19 protein-coding genes are annotated in these 16,930 nt (G+C 69.0%); 5 read left to right on the plus strand and 14 right to left on the minus strand.

Translation table 11 applies throughout. From position 1 onward, the window contains the following. Positions 1-2 precede the first annotated feature (2 nt). The 5 genes from HQ314_RS06770 to HQ314_RS06790 are packed head-to-tail and all read right to left on the minus strand — an operon-like array spanning position 3 to position 4,660. Positions 3-707, minus strand: coding sequence for an ABC transporter ATP-binding protein (locus HQ314_RS06770; RefSeq protein WP_222649676.1), 705 nt, complete (start codon positions 705-707; stop codon positions 3-5). Then, positions 704-1,423 carry an ABC transporter ATP-binding protein gene (locus HQ314_RS06775; RefSeq protein WP_197027740.1) on the minus strand — a complete coding sequence of 240 codons (720 nt, stop codon included), beginning with the start codon at positions 1,421-1,423 and terminating at the stop codon, positions 704-706. Before HQ314_RS06775 ends, HQ314_RS06770 begins: the two co-directional genes overlap by 4 nt. Next, positions 1,420-2,463, minus strand: coding sequence for a branched-chain amino acid ABC transporter permease (locus tag HQ314_RS06780; RefSeq protein WP_222649677.1), 1,044 nt, complete (start codon positions 2,461-2,463; stop codon positions 1,420-1,422). Before HQ314_RS06780 ends, HQ314_RS06775 begins: the two co-directional genes overlap by 4 nt. Beyond that, a complete protein-coding gene (locus HQ314_RS06785; RefSeq protein WP_027504755.1) occupies positions 2,460-3,443 on the minus strand; it encodes a branched-chain amino acid ABC transporter permease in 984 nt (327 codons plus the stop codon). The genes HQ314_RS06780 and HQ314_RS06785 overlap by 4 nt, the downstream gene beginning before the upstream one ends. Then, on the minus strand, positions 3,440-4,660 hold the full coding sequence (locus HQ314_RS06790) for an ABC transporter substrate-binding protein (protein ID WP_027504754.1): 1,221 nt from the start codon (positions 4,658-4,660) through the stop codon (positions 3,440-3,442). The genes HQ314_RS06785 and HQ314_RS06790 overlap by 4 nt, the downstream gene beginning before the upstream one ends. A 244-nt stretch (positions 4,661-4,904) precedes the next feature. Here HQ314_RS06790 and HQ314_RS06795 point away from each other — a divergent pair, with 244 nt between their 5' ends. After that, complete coding sequence (locus tag HQ314_RS06795) at positions 4,905-5,705, plus strand: IclR family transcriptional regulator (protein WP_222645593.1); 801 nt, start codon at positions 4,905-4,907, stop codon at positions 5,703-5,705. Between the two features lie 8 nt (positions 5,706-5,713). After that, complete coding sequence (locus HQ314_RS06800; RefSeq protein ID WP_222649678.1) at positions 5,714-6,526, plus strand: CoA ester lyase; 813 nt, start codon at positions 5,714-5,716, stop codon at positions 6,524-6,526. Here HQ314_RS06800 and HQ314_RS06805 read toward each other — a convergent pair. Next, a complete protein-coding gene (locus HQ314_RS06805) occupies positions 6,523-7,938 on the minus strand; it encodes an MmgE/PrpD family protein (RefSeq protein ID WP_222649679.1) in 1,416 nt (471 codons plus the stop codon). The genes HQ314_RS06800 and HQ314_RS06805 overlap by 4 nt on opposite strands. Continuing rightward, positions 7,935-8,747: a cyclase family protein gene (locus HQ314_RS06810; protein WP_222649680.1), complete on the minus strand. Its 813-nt coding sequence runs from the start codon at positions 8,745-8,747 to the stop codon at positions 7,935-7,937. Before HQ314_RS06810 ends, HQ314_RS06805 begins: the two co-directional genes overlap by 4 nt. 169 nt (positions 8,748-8,916) lie before the next feature. On the opposite strand from HQ314_RS06810, the gene HQ314_RS06815 reads away from it, so the two are divergent. Together HQ314_RS06815 and HQ314_RS21690 are read left to right on the plus strand one after the other, a co-directional pair. After that, positions 8,917-10,269, plus strand: coding sequence for an MmgE/PrpD family protein (locus HQ314_RS06815; RefSeq protein ID WP_222649681.1), 1,353 nt, complete (start codon positions 8,917-8,919; stop codon positions 10,267-10,269). A gap of 98 nt (positions 10,270-10,367) precedes the next feature. After that, the gene (locus tag HQ314_RS21690) at positions 10,368-10,928 is read left to right on the plus strand and encodes an excalibur calcium-binding domain-containing protein (protein WP_222649682.1); all 561 of its coding nucleotides are present in this window, start codon (positions 10,368-10,370) and stop codon (positions 10,926-10,928) included. 2 nt (positions 10,929-10,930) lie between these two features. Here HQ314_RS21690 and HQ314_RS06825 read toward each other — a convergent pair whose 3' ends face one another. The 3 genes from HQ314_RS06825 to HQ314_RS06835 all read right to left on the minus strand — a co-directional run bounded on the left by HQ314_RS06825 (position 10,931) and on the right by HQ314_RS06835 (position 14,117). Continuing rightward, on the minus strand, positions 10,931-12,046 hold the full coding sequence (locus HQ314_RS06825; RefSeq protein WP_222639510.1) for a cellulase family glycosylhydrolase: 1,116 nt from the start codon (positions 12,044-12,046) through the stop codon (positions 10,931-10,933). Between the two features lie 108 nt (positions 12,047-12,154). Then, positions 12,155-13,645 carry a fatty acyl-CoA synthetase gene (locus tag HQ314_RS06830; protein WP_222649683.1) on the minus strand — a complete coding sequence of 497 codons (1,491 nt, stop codon included), beginning with the start codon at positions 13,643-13,645 and terminating at the stop codon, positions 12,155-12,157. Positions 13,646-13,655: 10 nt separating this feature from the next. After that, the gene (locus HQ314_RS06835) at positions 13,656-14,117 is read right to left on the minus strand and encodes a hypothetical protein (RefSeq protein WP_056442050.1); all 462 of its coding nucleotides are present in this window, start codon (positions 14,115-14,117) and stop codon (positions 13,656-13,658) included. Between the two features lie 94 nt (positions 14,118-14,211). Between HQ314_RS06835 and HQ314_RS06840 the strand changes: the two genes are divergently transcribed. Next, positions 14,212-14,700, plus strand: a complete 489-nt coding sequence (locus HQ314_RS06840) for a hypothetical protein (RefSeq protein ID WP_222649684.1) — start codon at positions 14,212-14,214, stop codon at positions 14,698-14,700. 70 nt (positions 14,701-14,770) lie between these two features. On the opposite strand, the gene HQ314_RS06845 is transcribed toward HQ314_RS06840, so the two are convergent. The 4 genes from HQ314_RS06845 to HQ314_RS06860 are packed head-to-tail and all read right to left on the minus strand — an operon-like array spanning position 14,771 to position 16,861. Continuing rightward, a complete protein-coding gene (locus HQ314_RS06845; RefSeq protein WP_222639501.1) occupies positions 14,771-15,010 on the minus strand; it encodes a hypothetical protein in 240 nt (79 codons plus the stop codon). Further along, the gene (locus tag HQ314_RS06850) at positions 15,007-16,281 is read right to left on the minus strand and encodes a hypothetical protein (protein ID WP_222649685.1); all 1,275 of its coding nucleotides are present in this window, start codon (positions 16,279-16,281) and stop codon (positions 15,007-15,009) included. The genes HQ314_RS06845 and HQ314_RS06850 overlap by 4 nt, the downstream gene beginning before the upstream one ends. Then, positions 16,281-16,568, minus strand: a complete 288-nt coding sequence (locus HQ314_RS06855) for a WXG100 family type VII secretion target (protein ID WP_307091549.1) — start codon at positions 16,566-16,568, stop codon at positions 16,281-16,283. The genes HQ314_RS06850 and HQ314_RS06855 overlap by 1 nt, the downstream gene beginning before the upstream one ends. Further along, positions 16,565-16,861, minus strand: coding sequence for a WXG100 family type VII secretion target (locus HQ314_RS06860; protein WP_056442041.1), 297 nt, complete (start codon positions 16,859-16,861; stop codon positions 16,565-16,567). The genes HQ314_RS06855 and HQ314_RS06860 overlap by 4 nt, the downstream gene beginning before the upstream one ends. Positions 16,862-16,930 lie beyond the last annotated feature (69 nt).

Genomic DNA, 16,930 nt, shown 5'->3' on the forward strand with positions numbered 1-16,930 from the left:
CATCAGATGCCGAGGTACGCAGCCTTGACGCGGTCGTCGTGGGCGAGCTCGACTCCCGTACCGGTGAGCACGATGGATCCGCTCTCGATGACGTAGGCGCGGTCGGAGATCGCGAGTGCCTGTGCGGCGTTCTGCTCGACGATCAGCACCGTCACCCCGGTCTCGCGGATCCGCACGATGGCCTCGAGAACCTCGGCGGCGAGCTTCGGCGCCAGGCCGACGGACGGTTCGTCGAGCGTGAGCACACGCGGCTTCGACATCATGGCGCGGCCGATGGCCAGCATCTGCTGCTGACCTCCGGACATGGTGTCCGCGCGCTGGGTCCGCCGCTCGGCGAGAATGGGGAACAGATCGAAGACGCGGTCGAGCGACTCCTTCGTGGACCCGCGCTTCTGGGTATACGCGCCCATCTCCAGGTTCTCGGAGACCGGCAGCGAACCGAAGAGTGCGCGGTCCTGGGCGACGTGCACCAGCCCCGACCGGACGATGCGATCGGCGCGATTGCCACTGATGTCGTTGCCGTCCAACATGATGCGGCCCTTGCTGGGCGTGACCAGACCCGACAGGGCGCGCAGCGTCGTGGTCTTGCCGGCGCCGTTGGCTCCGATGAGAGAGACGATCTCGTCCTTCTCCAGATGCATCGTGACACCGTGCAGGATCTCCAGTCGCCGGTAGCCGGCGTGCAGATTGTCGATCTCGAGCATCATGCGGTCTCCTCACCCAGATAGGCCTCGACGACGCGGTGGTCCTCGATGACGGTGCGCGGATCCCCCGCTGTGAGGACCGCGCCCTCGTGCATGACGACCAGGCGCTCGGACAACGCCATGACCGCGGCCATGATGTGTTCGACGAACAGGACGGTCTGCCCGCCGCTGTGCAGGGAGCGCAGCAGCTCGATCATCGGCGCACGTTCCGCCGGAACGAGTCCCGCGAGCACCTCGTCGAGCAGGACCACCCGCGGTTCCATGGCAAGAGCGCGGGCCAGCTCCAGGCGCTTCAGCCCGGCCGTCGACATCGTCGACACCGTCCCGCCCACCTGGTCGGAGAGCTGCACCCGGTCGAGTACCTCGAGAGCGTGCCGACGCGCGTCCTTCCGCGACTTACGCTTGGACAGTGCGGCGATGGTGACGTTCTCGAGAACGGACATCGACTCGAACGGCCGCATCAACTGGAACGTACGCACCAGACCTGCGCGGGCGATGCGGTCCGCAGGCCACCCCGTGATGTCGGTGCCGTCGAAGATCACCCGACCCGACGTGGGCGGCTGCTCGCCGGCCAACAGCGAGAACAGGGTGGTCTTGCCGGCGCCGTTGGGGCCGATGATGCCGAGAAACTGCTCGTCCGGGACGTCGATGCTGACGTCGCGCACCGCGTGGATGCCCGAGAACGACTTGCTGAGATTCTCGATACTCAGGACGCTCACTTGCGCCACCTCTCGCGAATCGTGCCGAAGATCCCCTTGGGCAGGAAGATCACGATCAGGATGAGAATCACCGAGTAGACCGCCACGTCGAGTCCGATGGATCCCTGGAGGAACTCGAGGAACGCGGGCGGGTTGCGCAGCAGCTCGTTGATGAGCTCCGACAGCGGCCCGATGACCGCGGCGCCGAGCACCGGTCCCCAGATGGTCCCGATGCCGCCGATGACGGCCGGGACGATGGCCTCGACGGACACCGCGGATCCGAACGCCTGCTCGGGGCCCACGAAGAAGTAGTACTGCACGTAGTACACGCCGGCCACGGCCGTGAGGGCGCAGCTCGCCGCGACCGCGATGAGCCGGTACTTCATCGTGTCGATGCCGAGAGAGGCTGCCGCGGTGGCGTCGTCACGGATCGCCTGCACGTACTGCCCCGGCCGGGACCGGACGTAGAAGATGGTGCCCAGCACCGCGAGCGCCAGGATCACCAACGGGATCCACAGGTAGTTGGCACTGCCCTTCTCGAACTGCTGCATCCACCACGAATCACGGGGCAGGATCGGCACGTTGAAGCCCTCGGTCTTGTTGAAGACCTCGAGGTTCTGCACGAGCAGCAGGAACATCTGCGCGAAGGCGAACGTCGCCAGGGCGAAGTACGACCCTGCCAGCCGGTAGCGCAGGCAGAGGTAGGCGATGGTGGTGCCCACCGCGGCGGACACCACGGCGCCGACGAGCATGGAGATCCACGGCGAGATGCCGTGCTCCACCAGCAGATACGCACCGGTGTACGCGCCGATGCCGAAGAACGCCGCGTGACCGAAGCTGAACATGCCGCCGAAGCCGCTCATGAGGTTCCAGCCGACCGCCATGATCGCGAAGATCAGCGTCCGGACCGCGACCGTCTGCGCCTGCTCGCCGAGCACGAGAGGGAACGCGGCGACGACCACGAATCCGATGACGAGCGTGAGCAACTGGCGTCGCAGCCAGGAGTCCTTCAGCCGCGTGTCGGACGCGGAGTCCGTCGAGACATCCGTCGTGGTGGTCATCGGCGTCCTCCGTACAGACCTTCGGGCTTGAGAAAGAGCACCATGACGAACACGGCGAAGACGAGGATCAGCGATCCAGTACCGGGGAGGTACAGGGCGCCGACCGTCTGGACCAGACCGATGACGATGCCGCCGACCATGGCTCCGACGACACTGCCGAGACCGCCCAGCACCACGATGACGAAGGCGAGAATCGTGAACTGCTCGCCCACCGACGGGGTGAGAGACGTGAACGGTGTCATGAGACCGCCGGCGACGGCCACGCAGGCCGCGCCGATACCGAACGTCAGCGCGTAGACGCGGCCGATGTCGACTCCGACGAGCTTGGCGCCCTCCGAGTTCGACGCCACCGCGCGGATCGACAACCCGAGGCGCGTGCGTTCAAGCACCGACTTCAGCGCAATGGCCACGACCGCGGCACCGACGAACGCGAGCACCCGAGGCCAGGCCGCGACGGTGCCGAGGATCGAGATCGATCCGTCCACGGGCGCCTCCACCGACTTGGGCCGACCACCGAAGACCATGAGGAGCACGTTGATGATGAGCAACGACAACCCGAGGGTGACCAGCAGCGGCCCCTCGTGGCTCCCGCCGATGGTGAGCTTGGTGAGCAGGGTGGCCTGCACGATCATGCCGAACACGAACATGACGGGGACTGCGAGAAGCGTTGCCACGTAGACGGGCAACCCCGCCGTCGACAGCGCGTACACGATGTACATCGCCAGGGTGAGCATCGCGCCCTGGGCGAAGTTCACGATGCCGAGCACACCGAAGATGAGTGTCAGGCCGACCGAGATCAGCGCGTAGACCCCGCCGAGCAGCAGCCCCGACACGATGGCCTGGCCGACCAGACCCTGGTCCTTGCCGCCGACGAAGAAGATGACGGCGAGGATCACCACGAGCGCTCCCCCGACGGCGACGCCGGGATTCACGGCGCGCCGGGTCTTCTCCGTGGCCGCGCTCTCGGCGACGACCGTCACCGGCCCGCTCCCGCGGGGAACTCGATGGCCTCGGTGGCGAACTCGTCCGGGAAGACCTGGGTGACCTGGCCGTCGCGCACCTGCATCACGATGACCGTCGCGTTGGAGTTCTGACCGGTCTCGTCGAACTGGATGGGACCGGAGAAGGCGAGCAGCGGATCGTCGATGGTGACCCCGGAGATGGCCTCGCGCAACGCTTCCGGATCCGCGTCGGCGCCGTCCTCGAGTCCGGCCGCGATGACCTCGACGGCCTGGTAGGACAGCATCGCCGCCGTCTCCATCGGACGGCCGTACTTCTCCTCGAAGCGCGAGCGGATGTCGTTGACCCGGTCGCTGGTGGCATCGAAGTGGTAGTTGGCGGACAGCACACCCTCACCGGCGGTGCCGGCGGCAGCCGGGAAGGAACTGTCGTCGAAGGCGCCGTTGGCGATGCCGTACACACCCTTGACGTTCACGTTCAATTGCTCGACGGCCTTCGCGATCAGCAGACCGTCCGGGTAGTAGCCCGTCGCGACGATGACGTCGGGGTTGGAGACCGCGGCCTCGCGCACCTGCGTCGTGGCGTCGGAGAAGTTGGTGGCCGGGTACGTGATCTCCTGCACCGAGGAGATGCCCTGGTTCGCGGCCTCCTTCTCGAAGGCGTCGAACACGCTGTCACCGAACGAGCCCTCGATGTGCAGGTACGACACGCGATCGATCGGCTGGCCGGTCTGCTCCTCGATGGCCGCGAGCGCCTTGGCGCCGTCGGTACCCATGCTGGAGGCGTTCGGCTGGATGCGGAATGCGTACTGGTAACCCTGGTCGAGGATCTTGTCGTCGACCGCGACGTCGATGACCAGCGGCACCCGCGAGCGCTCGGCGACCGACGCGACGTTCTGCGTCACGTCGCTCTGATAGGTGCCCACCAGTGCGACCGCGCCGTCGTCGATCAGACGCTGCGCCTCACTCTGGCCGACCTCCGCCTTGCCCTGGCTGTCACCGGTGACGAGTTCCAGTGGACGCCCCTCGAGCGAGGAGATGCCGCCGGCACCGTTGATGTCCTCGACGGCCAGTGCGGCACCGTCGTTCATCAGTCCACCGACACCGGCCAGCGCACCGGTGGTGGGGTGCACGGATCCGATCTTGATGGGACCCGAACCGTCCGATCCGGACGAGGATCCACACGCAGCCGTGCCCAGAAGGGCCACTGCGGCGAGCACGCCTACGACTTTTCTCATGATTGGATCTGCCTTCCGCGCCGATCGAGGCGCCGAGTCTCGGGAAACCGTGTGACCGAAGGACACGGCCTGTGTTCCGCTCAGCGCACCACTTAGTGGGTGGCTATTCCCTGCAGTACTGAGTATTACACGCATCACTGGGTCAGAACAGGCTCTTTGATGACTTTCTTGTTACGGGTATGGTTCGCTCAGCGGAACGCGCCGAAGCCGCGCACGTACTCAGCGAATGTGGAAGGTTGGCCCCATGGCCGCAACTACCAGCTCGACCGGCACCGACTCCGCGTCGACGGGAACCGAATCGGCGGATCGGGTGGCCGACGTCCTGCTGTCCTTCGCGCAGTCCGACCGGGCACTGGGAGTCACGGAGCTCGCGCGCCGCCTGGACCTGAGCAAGGCTGTGGTGCACCGGATCCTGCAGTCCCTGGCATCGCGCTCGATCGTGCAGCCGGTGGCGGGCGAGTCCACCTACTCCCTCGGCCCGGCGGCCATCGGACTCGGTACGAAGGCATGGAGCCAGCTCGACGTCCGTTCCATCGCCGCTCCCATCCTGCGCCGACTACGTGCGCAGACCCTCGAGACGGCGACGTTGTCCGTCCTGGTGGGGCATCGGCGGGTCTACCTGGACCAGTACGAGAGCCCGCAGGAGGTGAAGATGGTGGTGGAGATCGGCCCGCAGTACCCGCTGCACTCCGGCGCCTCGAGCCGCGCCATCCTCGCGTTCCTTCCGCCGCACTACGCGCACGAGGCCTTCGAGGAGCTGCGGGGCAGCACTCCGGACGCCGACGAGACGACGTTCCTGGCCCGGCTCCAGGAGATCAGGGACACCGGCTACGGGACCTCCATCAACGAGCGCAACACCGGCGCCGCCTCCATCGCCGCCCCGTTCTTCGACGCGGCCGGCCACGTGCTCGGCTCGGTCAGCTCCTCCGGACCGGCCTTCCGCTACTCCTCCACCGCCGACGACGATCACGTGGCGCACGCCGGTCAGGTGCTGGCCGCCGCGCGCGCGATCACGCAGAGCCTCGAAGCGCGGGCCGCCCGATGACCCGCCGCATGCCGCGCTCGTTCCTCTACGTGCCGGCCGTGAAGCCCGCCTTGTTCGACAAGGCCGTCTCGGGACCGGCCGACGCCGTCATCCTCGACCTCGAGGACGCGGTCCCACTCGCGCAGAAGAACACGGCGAGAACCGATGTCGCGCAGTGGCTGGACCGTCCGCGCGACGGTGGAGCGCAGGTGTGGGTTCGCGTGACACCCGAGTTCCTCGCCGCGGACCTCGCCGCGGCGGCGCGACCCGGCGTCACCGGGATCATCGTGGCCAAGTGCGGGGCGGCCTCCCTCGCGGAGGCGGACGAGCGACTCGGAGACGCGGACATCGCGATGGTGGGTCTGGTGGAGACCGCGGCCGCCCTGCGCGGCCTGACCGACCTGGCGAGCAGTTCCCGACTGGTGACCGTCGGCATCGGCGAGGTGGACCTGCTGGCCGATCTGCGGATCACCCGCGCGGCGGACACCGAGCACGTGGTCGACGCCATCCGCGCGGACATCGTGATCGGCTGCGCAGCAGCGGGTCTGGAGGCACCGATCGCACCGACCTCCACCGAGTTCCGCGACCTCGACGCGTTCGTCACCACTACCGCGCACTTCGTGCACATGGGCTTCCGCTCCCGCACCGCGGTGCATCCCGGTCAGGTGCCCGTGATCAACGATGCCCTGACACCGGCGGCAGACGACGTGCGCCAGGCCGAGCGCCTCGTCGACCTGTTCGACCGGGCGGCCGGCGGGCCCACGGTCGACGACGACGGACGCTTCGTCGACGAAGCCGTGGTCCGCGGCGCCCGGGAGATCCTGGCCCGGGTCCGACTCTAATTCCCCAGAGTACGAATCGAATCGAACAGCACGCCCGGGTCCTCGAGGTCGGCGAGGCCGGCGCACTGCGCTGCGAAGGCGTCGGCTGCCTGCACGCTCAGCAGGCCGTCGACGTTGGCCGTGAACTTCGCTCGAACGTCCTCGAACGACAACGGCCGCTCCGGTCCGCCGCGCGTGGTCAACACCTCTTCGACGACGGTGGTGCCGTCGCTGAGATACGCAGTGAGAACGGCCGGGAACTGGTGCGGGAAGATGGCGTCGCACTGTGCGTCCGGGACGACGTCGACGCGTGCCATGATGTCGCGACGCTCCGTCGACGTGGCCTTCTCGTCGGTGTAGTCGTCCAGTACCGCACCGAGTCCACCGCCACCGAGTATGCCCACCGCCACCGCGTAGGGTCCGCTGAACTGAGCCATGTACCCGGTCTGCGGTGTGCGCTTGACCTCGATGGGTTCACCGATGGTCCGGAGGTTGGCAGCGGGGACACCGAGGACGAACCGCTCGACGTCCGCGGGCGTGATGCCCCGACTCCGCAACGCGGCCGCCGCGTCGAGAGCCGCGTGCGTGAAGTGGTTGGCCGGGTAGGGCTTCACGAAGAGACCCGGCGCGGCCCAGGTGCTGCCCAGGCCGTCGGTGATCTCGGCGGCGCGCCCGCTCTGGTGCAACCACGCCTGAAAGAATCCGAACCTGCCCTCGAGCACCGTCGGCGGTCCGGTGATGCCGTGCCGAGCGAGACCCGCCGCGGACACGCCGGAGTGCGCCGCCCACCCGCAGTGCATGCGCTTGACCGTGCCACCGGTGCGGTTCGCCTCGATGATGCCGGCCGCCATCGACGCCGCGATACCGAGCGTGTCGACGATGCCGTCGGCCGAGGCGCCGCCGATCACCGCGGCAGCGGCCGCACCGCCCATGGCTCCACAGATGGACGTGGCGTGCTGCCCGTTCTCGAAGAACACCGAGTTCTTCGTCTCCGGATCGAAACCCGCCATGCCGAGGCGGACACACACCTCAAGGCCGATCGCAATGCCGCGCACCAGGTCCCGGCCGGAGGCACCGTGCTGCTGCGCCGCGGCGAGTGCGGCCGGTACCACCGACGCGCTGGGGTGCAGTACCGAGGGCAGGTGGGTGTCGTCGAAGTCGAGGGAGTGCGCGAGCACCCCGTTGACGAAGGCCGCGAGTGTCGGCGGGAGGTTCTCCTCCACTCCGACGGCCGAGGCGACGGCTCGACCGCCCTGCTCCCGCGCCCACGCGGTGGCCATCGCGCTGGTGTCGAGTTCCGTGGCGGCGATCGCGATCCCGAGCGTGTCGAGGACGCGGAGCCCGATGCTGTCCACCACGTCGGCAGGCAGATCGTCGAACGAGTGCTCGACCGCGAACTCCGCCAGCGTGCGGGCGAGTGTGGACTCGGTCATGCCGACACCACCGCGAGGGGGCGCACCGGCGATCCCGTGGCGCCGAAGATGTTGAGCGGCACCAGGACGAAGGTGAACTCGTACGTCCGGGTGCGTGCGAGCTCCTCGAGATCGAGGGCCTCGATGATGTAGATGCCGCTCTCCACCAGCAGGACTCGGTGAGCGGGAAGCAGCGCGTGGCCACCGCCCGGCGCGAGGCGTTCGAAGGCGATGGTGTCGGCGCCCGCAGCGTGCACCTCTCGGGCCGCGAGCCACTGCGCGCCGGGCTCGCCGACGCCGGGAACCCCGGACGGACCACCGACATAGGGCTGACCCTCGTCGAACAACTGTGCCCACCCACTGCGGATCAGCACGACGTCGCCGGCCGACACCTCGACACCCTGAGCGGCGCAGGCGGACTCGAGGTCGTCGACCGTGATCTCGTCGCCGCCCTCGAGTCGCTCGGTTCCGCGCACGGCCGGAATGTCGAGCAGGATGCCGCGGCGGATCATCGGCGCGATCGTGTGCACGCCGAGCTCGACGTACTTGCCGCCGACACCGGCCTCGGCCGCGTCGACACCGCCGTGCATCTTCCCCTCGTGGGAGACGTGGGCGAGCGCGTCGATGTGGGTTCCGACATGCGTTCCGGTGGTGATCATGTCGTTCGCGGCGCTGCCGCCGTCCGACCGGGTCATGTCACCGTGCCGACGCGGAAGCGTGTGCCAGAACTGCGGGTGATTCGGCGACTGCGGCATACCGACCCGCAGCTGGCGTCCGAGATCGACCGTGCGTACACCGGCCGTGACGGCCTCGAGAAGTCTGTCCGACATGGCTCGATTCTCTCCTCTGGACTGGGGTTCACGGCGAGCTGTGTTCCGCTGAGCGGATCGCCACCGAAGACACCGCGATGCCTGACTGTTGTCGATGCCGACCCTAGCAGCCCTGATCACGTCCGGCAGATGTATTGACCAGCACGAGCGTCAGTCCTAGCGTTGCCGCATGACCGACTCGACGGCGTTCCTTCCAGCGGAACAGGTGCGGATGCGCATCGACGATCTGGCGCGGTTCTGCGTGGACCTACCCGCGACCGGTACCGCGTACGAGAGTCGGATCCGCACCGTGCTGCTCGACCTTCTGGGTGTCACCCTGGCGGGAGCGCGGACACCGGAACTGACCGCGCTTCTCACGCGGTGGCGAACCGAACCGGGCACGACGGCCACCGTCGGTCGCGGCGCCCACACCGGCGTGGAGACGGCGGCCTACCTGGACGCGATCGCCTCGTGCTGCCTCGAACTGGACGAGGGCAACAAGTACGCGGCGGGTCACCCTGCCGCCCATGTGCTTCCGGCCGCCGTCGCAGCGGCCCGCCTCGGCGCGCAGCCGGTGTCGGGCGCCCGGTTCGTCGCCGCCGTGGTGGCCGGTTACGAGGTGGCCACCCGCTTCGGTGCCGCATTAACCCGCGACCCGAAGTGGCACACCCACGGACACTGGGGAGCGACCGGCGCCGCCGCCGCCGCCGCCGTCGTGTGGGATCTCGACGCCGAGCGCACGGCGGCCGCGATCGACGCCTCGACCGCGCTCGTGCACGTCGCACCGTGGGCCGTGGTGCTCGCGGGCAACTTCGGCCGGAACCTGTGGATCGGCGGCGCCGTCCGTGCGGGACTCGACGCCGCACGGTTGTCCTCGGCAGGACTGGTGCACAACAGCGGCGCGGCGGCGACGACCCTGGGGGACATCGTCGGCACTCTCGATGCCGACAGGCTCGCACCCGCGCCGGACGGCACGTTCGCCCTCGATCAGGGGTACGCGAAGCGCCATGCCAGCTGCTCGTACACCCACGCCGCCGTCGACATCGTGCACGCTCTGCGCACGAACCTGGATACCGCCGACATCGCGAGCGTGCGCGTCCGCACCCACGCGCTGGCGGAACCCCTGTTCGGTCGGCACCCCTCGACGCGGCTCGGTGCGATGTTCTCGCTGCCGTTCGTCGTGTCCGCCGCGGTGGTGGCCGGAAGCATCGACGTGGAGACCCTGACGCCCGGCAGCGCGACCTTCCGTGCGGCGGAGGAGTTCAGCGCGCGGGTGGACGTCGAGTCGTCGCCCGCGCTCACGGCGCTGCTGCCCGACCGACGCGCCGCGGAGGTCGACATCGTTCTCGTCTCCGGCGAGACCGTGTCGGCGGGTTCACCTGATCCGGTGGGCGACGTCGACCATTTCCCGTTGGACCACGCACAGATACTGGAGAAGATCGAACGGCTCGTCGGCGCGGAGGACGCCGGGCGGATCGATCGCGTGGTCACCGATGTCCTGCATTCTTCGGACGTGGTCCGAACTCTGACCGCACTGCCCTGAGCAGCGCGTTCCGGCGGAAACCAACCACCCTGTAACGTGACGCGCGACCCGCGCGACGTGTGGTGTGACCCGTTGCTGCCATTCACCTGAGGACCTGCATGACCGCGTATCCGCCGCCGTTCCAGCCGCCCCACATCGAGGCCCGCAAGAAGGGCAACAAGGGCAAGATCACGGCCGCTGTCGCCGCCTTCGTGGGCCTGTCCGCCGTCGGACTGGGGCTGATGCAGGAACCCGAACCCGTCGCCGCGAGCGCGGAGACCACCCTCACCACCACGTCGGCCGCACCGACCACCACCCCGCGGCCGACCACCACGACGTCGACGGCCACTGCCGTCACGACCACTCCCGAGACCGTCACCGTGTACGCACCGCCGCCCACCACGACGGTGCCGTACGTCGAGACCCCGTACGTCGAGACCCCGTACGTCGAGGTGCCGGACGTCGACCGCGCCTACGTCCCGGCGCCCGTGCCGTTCGTCGCGCCGGTACCCGCACCGGCTCCGTACGTCGCGCCGGCCGCCGTTCCCGAGTCGTCCGGATCGACGTACTACACGAACTGCACCGCGGCTCGGAACGCCGGCGCAGCGCCCGTCCGCGTGGGCGACCCCGGCTACGGCTCGCACCTGGACCGCGACGGAGACGGCGTCGGGTGTGAGTGAGCTCAGCGCACGCTCTTGAGCACCGTCACCGCCGGCTTGGCCACCCCGTTCGAGCGGTAGACCCCGAAGTAGTTCTCCTTGTCGGGGTTCACCGCGGTCATCGCGGCGCGGTCTGTGGTCTCGTAGAAGAAGATCGGCCCGGCCCACGAGTAGGACAGGCGGTTGTCGACGGCCTGTCGGTAGGCCGTCGCCTGTACCTGCTCGCTGACGCTCGGGTCGCCCGCAGTGGCGGCGCCGGCCTCGGTCATGACGATGAGCTTCCCGGCGTCGCCGTTCTCGGTCATGATCGTGCGCGCGCTCTTCTGGTAGATCGTGCCGTCGGGATTGGTGAAGTCGACGCTCATCTGCGACCACGCGTTCCAGTCGGCAGTGTCGTTCGGCAACGCGGGCGCGGTGTACGGGTGCCAGCCGACGGCGTCGAAGTACGGTCCGGCGCCGAGGTCGTACATCTGATCGAGGTAGGTGATCGGTGAGACGGCGTGCCCTTCCGGGCTCTGACCCGTGGTGCCGTAGGGGGACAGTCCGGCGGCCACGATGCTGATGGTGCTGGTGGTGGCGGCCTTCATCTTCGGGTAGGCCGCCTTCAGCAGATCGACGTAACCCTGCACGTTCGGCTTGCCCGTCACCGGGTCGGCCCAGAACATCCACAGGTTCGGCTCGTTCCACACCTCGAACGACCGAACCCCCTGCGGCGCATACCTGCTCACGACCTTGGCGGCGAACGTCGCGTAGTCGTCCGGGTTCGTGGGCGGTGTGCTGCCGTCGCTGGTGGTCCGAGCCCACGGCGGTGTCTTCTGGATGAGCAGCAGGACGTTGAGGGACTTCGCTTTGGCCGCCGCCACAGCACCGTCCGGACCCGACCAGTTGTAGGCGGTCGGCCCACCGTCCTGGACGTACCACCAGTCGATCTCGATGCGGACCCACTTGGCGCCCGTACCCGCGACCCGGGTCGCCTGTGCCTGCTGGGCGCTCGAGCTGCTCCGGAAGTCGATGCCGTTGAGCCCGATGCCCTGGCGTCCGACATACGGACTCGCCGCCGACGCGGTCGGCACCGACAGGGTGGCGATCACCGTCGCCACCACCAACAGAATCTGCGCAACGCGTCTACCGACCTGCATGACCGACTCCCCGACCGATTCGGCTACCGCGACACGCGGAAGCTCTCGGTGTCAGAGGTACCACCAGTCACACCAGTCACACAGGTAACACGCCGAACGCCGGTTCGATCACCTCAGCGCGCGCTTGAGCAGCTTGCCGCTCTGGTTACGCGGCAATTCGTCCATGAACCGCACCTGCTTGGGGATCTTGAACGGTGCGATGCGACCCGAGACATGGGCGATGATCTCCTCGGCGGTCACCGCACGACCGTCCTTCACCGTCACCACCGCCGTGATCGCCTCGATCCACTTCTCGTCCGGAACGCCGATCACCGCGACCTCGGCCACCGCCGGATGGGTGTAGATCGCGTCCTCGACCTCCCGCGACGCCACCAGGATGCCGCCGGTGTTGATGACGTCCTTGATGCGGTCCACCACCGTCACGAATCCCTCCGCGTCCCGGGTCACCAGATCACCGGAGTGGAACCATCCGTCGCGGAAGGCCTCGGCCGTGGCGTCCGGGTTCTCCCAGTACCCGTCGCACAACTGCGGTGAGCGGTAGAGGATCTCGCCGGGTTCACCGTCCGCCACGTCCTCACCGTCGGCGTTCACCACCCGCGTCTCGACGAAGAAGACGGCGCGCCCGCACGAGGCGGGCCGTGCATCGTGCTCCTCCGGCTGCAACACCGTCGCCAACGGACCGATCTCCGACTGTCCGAAACAGTTGAAGAACCGAAGATCCGGATACCGCGCCCGCAGCCGCTCCAGCACCGTGACCGGCATGATCGATGCCCCGTATTGCGCCTTGGTCAGGGACGACAGATCGCGGGTCTCGAGATCCGGGTGTCCCGCCAGAGGGACCCAGACCGTCGGCGCCAGGAACAGCGAACCGATGCGGTCGGCCTCGACGCGGCGCAGGATCTCCGCGACGTCCGGCTTCGCCATCAGGCGCACCGTCGCGCCGACCGACAGGTACGGCAGGGCGAACACGTGCATGCCGGCCGAGTGGTACAGCGGCATCGCGATGAGCGGGGCGTCGTCGGCGGTGAACGCCAGTGCCAGGACGGACGAGACGTACTCGCTCACCAGCGCACCGTGAGACATCATCGCGCCCTTGGGCTTCGACGTCGTTCCCGAGGTGTACAGCAACTGGGCGAGATCGGTGGTCCGCACCGTGGGCAGCGCGACCGACGCGTCGGGTAGGTCGAGAAGCTCCTGCAGAGAGAGCACGACGTCGAGATCGAGACCCGTCCGCACGGCGTCGACCGCCGGCGCCAGAGCGTCGTCGACCAGCAGCGCGCGAGCACCTGACTGGCGGACCAGGTAGGTCAACTCGTCCTCGACGAGGGCGTAGTTGATCGGCACGTGCACCAGCCCGGCACGGCAGCAGGCGAGGAACCCGACGATGTAGGAGTCGGAGTTGGTGCCGTAGGCCGCGACCCGCTCTCCCGGTGCGAGCCCCGTCGACACCAGGTACCGAGCGACGCGGGACACCGCCGCGTCCAGTGCCGCATAGGTGTGCGTTCGACCGTCGAACTCCAGGGCTGCCCGGTCCGGGTACCGACGCGCCGACCTCGTCAGGACTGCGTCGACCGTGCTCGCGCGAACATCAGCTGTCATACCTCGGACACTAGAGAAGGCCGGGCGCCTCCGGTGCCCGTTCGAGACGAGCGCGAAGGAGCGACCACTCCGAGGCGGTGACCACGGACGGATTCGACTGCTGGGGCGACCGGAGCATCTCGAGTCGGTCCAGCCCGGCCGTCCCGGCGCACTCCGCGGCCGTCACGGGCTCGCCGAGCGTGGTGATCTCGGTGGGAACGTGAAGGCGCGGATCGTCGGGATCGTGCATGTCGACAGCGGGGCCGAGCACGGTCCCCACGCCCCAGAATCCCCGCGCGGGGTGCACGCCGGATCGGTTGCTCACCCACAGCAGGATGGGCTGACCGGCCGCCATGAGGCGCGAACGGTAGTTGGGCGCCACGCACCAGTCACCGCCCGCGTGCCCGTCGGCGAGCAACGAGGCGACGTCGGTCCTGCGGGGATTCACCGTGATGACCCACGCCCCGAGAGTCCGGGCCGTCACCTTCTCCATGCGCGCGTCCTCCCTGATTCCTGTGAGACTGCAGTAACATTCTGCTCGGAAATGGGTATAAGTCAGCGACTGACCCACCAACCGAGGACACGTGATGCCAGCACATCGGCGACCGACTCGCACCGGACGACGGATCGCGGTGATCGGCGCCGCGGTGACCGTGCTCGCCGGCGCAGCCACCGCCACCATGGTGCTGTCCGACAGTGCCCCCGCCACGGCCAGTGCCTCGGACGCCCCCGCACCCGCCGCGCCGGTCACCGCAGTCGACTCGCCCGTCGCCCTCGACACTCCGGCGGTGCAGATCGCTCCCCTCGCCCAGCAGGCCGCCGAGGAACCGTTCGACGCCTTCGCCGAGATCATGCAGATGGCCGGCTACCCGACCGACCCGGACACCGCCGCCTTCATGGACACCTCGGTCACCTCGATCTGCCGAGACCTCGCCGTCGGACGCACCGGAGTCGACATCCTCGCCGACACCGCCGACCGGACGCGAGTGCGCGGATGGTCGGACGAGCAGTCGGACGGACTCGTCTACATCGGCGTCGCCTCCACGTGCTCCGCGTACTCGCACCTGCTCCCCTGACACTGGAGATCCACCGACCGGCCTCCGGCCTTCCCGCAGTCCACCGACCGGCCTCCGGCCTTCCCGCACGTCAGCGCCGGAGTTGCCGTGCGCCGTCCCAGCCGGGCGGCGGCGGTGCCGTCGAACTCCACGGATGCCCGCGGTCGATCCACAGCCGGCGCCAGGATTCGGGCGTCACCCCCAGATCGTCGTCGGTGACACCGAACTCGTAGCCGCACGACGGGCAGATCTCGTACGACGCTCCCGCCTCCGACCACGGCGGGTCCGCGAGACCGGGGTAGTGGCAGACCGGGCAGAGGTGAGTGGTCATTCCGGAACTCCTGGTTGGCGGTCCCAGTACGACGCACCGGATCCGGGCTTGAAGTATGTCTTGGTGGTGCCGTCCGGCGTGTAGGACGCGAACGTGTTGGTCTCCGGGTCGTACATCCGCACGGTGCCGTCCGGGCCGACCTTGACCTGATGCGAGCCCTCCGTGCGGAACCGCGCCGCGAGGTCGGCGTACTCGTCGACCGACCGTGCACCCACGTCGGCGCCGTGGCGCGCGAAGTGGTCGTCGAGCGCACGAGTGGACGACCACCCTGCCGGCGGCGGACCGGCAGCACGCTCCGCCGCACTGACGTCGTCCAGGCCGACGGGCACACGAGTGGTCAGATCCTCCACGTCGTCGGCAGCTCGTCGCACCGTCGCCATCGACGTCTCGGTGCGCCGCATCCGAGCGAACGCGTGCAGCGCCGCGATGACCGCGCGCACTCTCGAGGCGGTACGTGCGAAACGACCGGCCGTGATCGCCGCTCCCGCCGCGGCCGACAGTCCCGCGGACACGAAGGCCAACCCGATACCGACCGCGACGGCCGCCGCCTCCTCCACTGCGAACTGCTCGATCAGGTCGCGGATGTCGCGGCGCGTCTTCTCGAGCTGCTCGGCGTAGTCGTGGCACGCGGCGGCCAGCCCCGAGCACGCACCCGCCACCGCTTCCACTGCCTCGGACAGTCGACGGAGGTCCCGCACCATCGCGTCCCGCTCCGGCACGTCCACGGCACCCAGATCGGCCGCGGCACCGAGCACCTCGGACCGTGCGTCGAGCATCGCCTGCCCCAGCACGATCCACGCGTTCGACGCGTCCCGCAGTGCGTCGGTGTCGCCGTTGGGGCACGGCACGCCGACCGCGTCGGCCAGCTCCACCGCACCCTGGAGCCCCGGGCCGAGGTCACCCACCGCGCTGGGGTACTCGAGCTGCCGCGCGGCGGACGGTGCCCGTCCTGCCGGCGGCGGGGTACTCGCAACCACCGCGATCGACTCCGCCGCAACGTGATTCGCACCTGCCTGATCGACGAGCCGCGCCAGCACCGACGTCGCCGAGAACGTCGTGGCGAGTGCGCGGGAGAGATCGACGACGGATCCGTCGTACGCCCGGCCCCACTGCTCACCCGCGGCGTCGCTTCCCGCCATCGCGGCCCACGCGCGCGACGCACCGTGGTGGACGTTCACCGCACTCGCCATGATCTCGTCCGCGCGATACACCGACCGAGCCGCCTCGGCGTAGACCTCGGGTGACACGTCGAGAACGACCGGGGGCGCCATCAGTCGCGCCCGAACATGCGGCTGTTCGACTGGAGGGCCGCGGTGTACGACGAGTGTGCGCGGCGCGCAGCGTCTCTCATGGTCTCGACACCGACCGCCATCTCGCGAGCCCCAGCCGACCATGCGCTCTGCGCGGCGCGATGAGCCTCTGCCGCCGTGCCCTCCCACGGCAGGGCGGACACCCGCACCGACACGTCGTCGAGCGCGACCCGCGTGGCCTCGGCCAACCGCGTCAGCCTCACGACCACGGCATCCAGTTCGGCCAGGTCCACTCGGTAGCCCGTCACACCGCACCCGCGATCGCGGCCGCGGCCGTGTCGTCCTGTCCCGCATAGGCAATGGCTGCGATCTCGAGTCGACCCGCTGAGTCCTCGAGCGCCGCGACCACCGATCGGGCGCCGTGATGAACGGTGCCCCACCCGTCGACGAACGCTGTCGCCGCCAGGCCCTGCCACGAGGCGGACACCGCGGCGACGACCGAGGCGGCCTCCGCGACCTCCCGCTCGAGATCCAGCGACACCCTGCCCAACGCCCTGGCCGCGTCCACCATGGTCGCCGCGTCGACAGCCGTGTGTTCCATGCCGTGCTCCCCCCGCCCGGCGCCGGCGACCGGTCGTCGGCGGCGTGTGCAGGCATGGACGGGCAGGAC

The organism is Rhodococcus sp. BP-332, assembly GCF_019836065.1.
Lineage (GTDB): Bacteria > Actinomycetota > Actinomycetes > Mycobacteriales > Mycobacteriaceae > Rhodococcoides.

What these genes read in the sequence shown, in the direction of transcription:
- HQ314_RS06770 (WP_222649676.1), bottom strand. Translation starts at nt 707, where the DNA reads ATGATGCTCGAGATCGACAATCTGCACGCCGGCTACCGGCGACTGGAG.
- HQ314_RS06780 (WP_222649677.1), bottom strand. Translation starts at nt 2,463, where the DNA reads ATGACCACCACGACGGATGTCTCGACGGACTCCGCGTCCGACACGCGG.
- HQ314_RS06790 (WP_027504754.1), bottom strand. Translation starts at nt 4,660, where the DNA reads ATGAGAAAAGTCGTAGGCGTGCTCGCCGCAGTGGCCCTTCTGGGCACG.
- HQ314_RS06795 (WP_222645593.1), top strand. Translation starts at nt 4,905, where the DNA reads ATGGCCGCAACTACCAGCTCGACCGGCACCGACTCCGCGTCGACGGGA.
- HQ314_RS06800 (WP_222649678.1), top strand. Translation starts at nt 5,714, where the DNA reads ATGCCGCGCTCGTTCCTCTACGTGCCGGCCGTGAAGCCCGCCTTGTTC.
- HQ314_RS06805 (WP_222649679.1), bottom strand. Translation starts at nt 7,938, where the DNA reads ATGACCGAGTCCACACTCGCCCGCACGCTGGCGGAGTTCGCGGTCGAG.
- HQ314_RS06810 (WP_222649680.1), bottom strand. Translation starts at nt 8,747, where the DNA reads ATGTCGGACAGACTTCTCGAGGCCGTCACGGCCGGTGTACGCACGGTC.
- HQ314_RS06815 (WP_222649681.1), top strand. Translation starts at nt 8,917, where the DNA reads ATGACCGACTCGACGGCGTTCCTTCCAGCGGAACAGGTGCGGATGCGC.
- HQ314_RS21690 (WP_222649682.1), top strand. Translation starts at nt 10,368, where the DNA reads ATGACCGCGTATCCGCCGCCGTTCCAGCCGCCCCACATCGAGGCCCGC.
- HQ314_RS06825 (WP_222639510.1), bottom strand. Translation starts at nt 12,046, where the DNA reads ATGCAGGTCGGTAGACGCGTTGCGCAGATTCTGTTGGTGGTGGCGACG.
- HQ314_RS06830 (WP_222649683.1), bottom strand. Translation starts at nt 13,645, where the DNA reads ATGACAGCTGATGTTCGCGCGAGCACGGTCGACGCAGTCCTGACGAGG.
- HQ314_RS06835 (WP_056442050.1), bottom strand. Translation starts at nt 14,117, where the DNA reads ATGGAGAAGGTGACGGCCCGGACTCTCGGGGCGTGGGTCATCACGGTG.
- HQ314_RS06840 (WP_222649684.1), top strand. Translation starts at nt 14,212, where the DNA reads ATGCCAGCACATCGGCGACCGACTCGCACCGGACGACGGATCGCGGTG.
- HQ314_RS06845 (WP_222639501.1), bottom strand. Translation starts at nt 15,010, where the DNA reads ATGACCACTCACCTCTGCCCGGTCTGCCACTACCCCGGTCTCGCGGAC.
- HQ314_RS06850 (WP_222649685.1), bottom strand. Translation starts at nt 16,281, where the DNA reads ATGGCGCCCCCGGTCGTTCTCGACGTGTCACCCGAGGTCTACGCCGAG.
- HQ314_RS06860 (WP_056442041.1), bottom strand. Translation starts at nt 16,861, where the DNA reads ATGGAACACACGGCTGTCGACGCGGCGACCATGGTGGACGCGGCCAGG.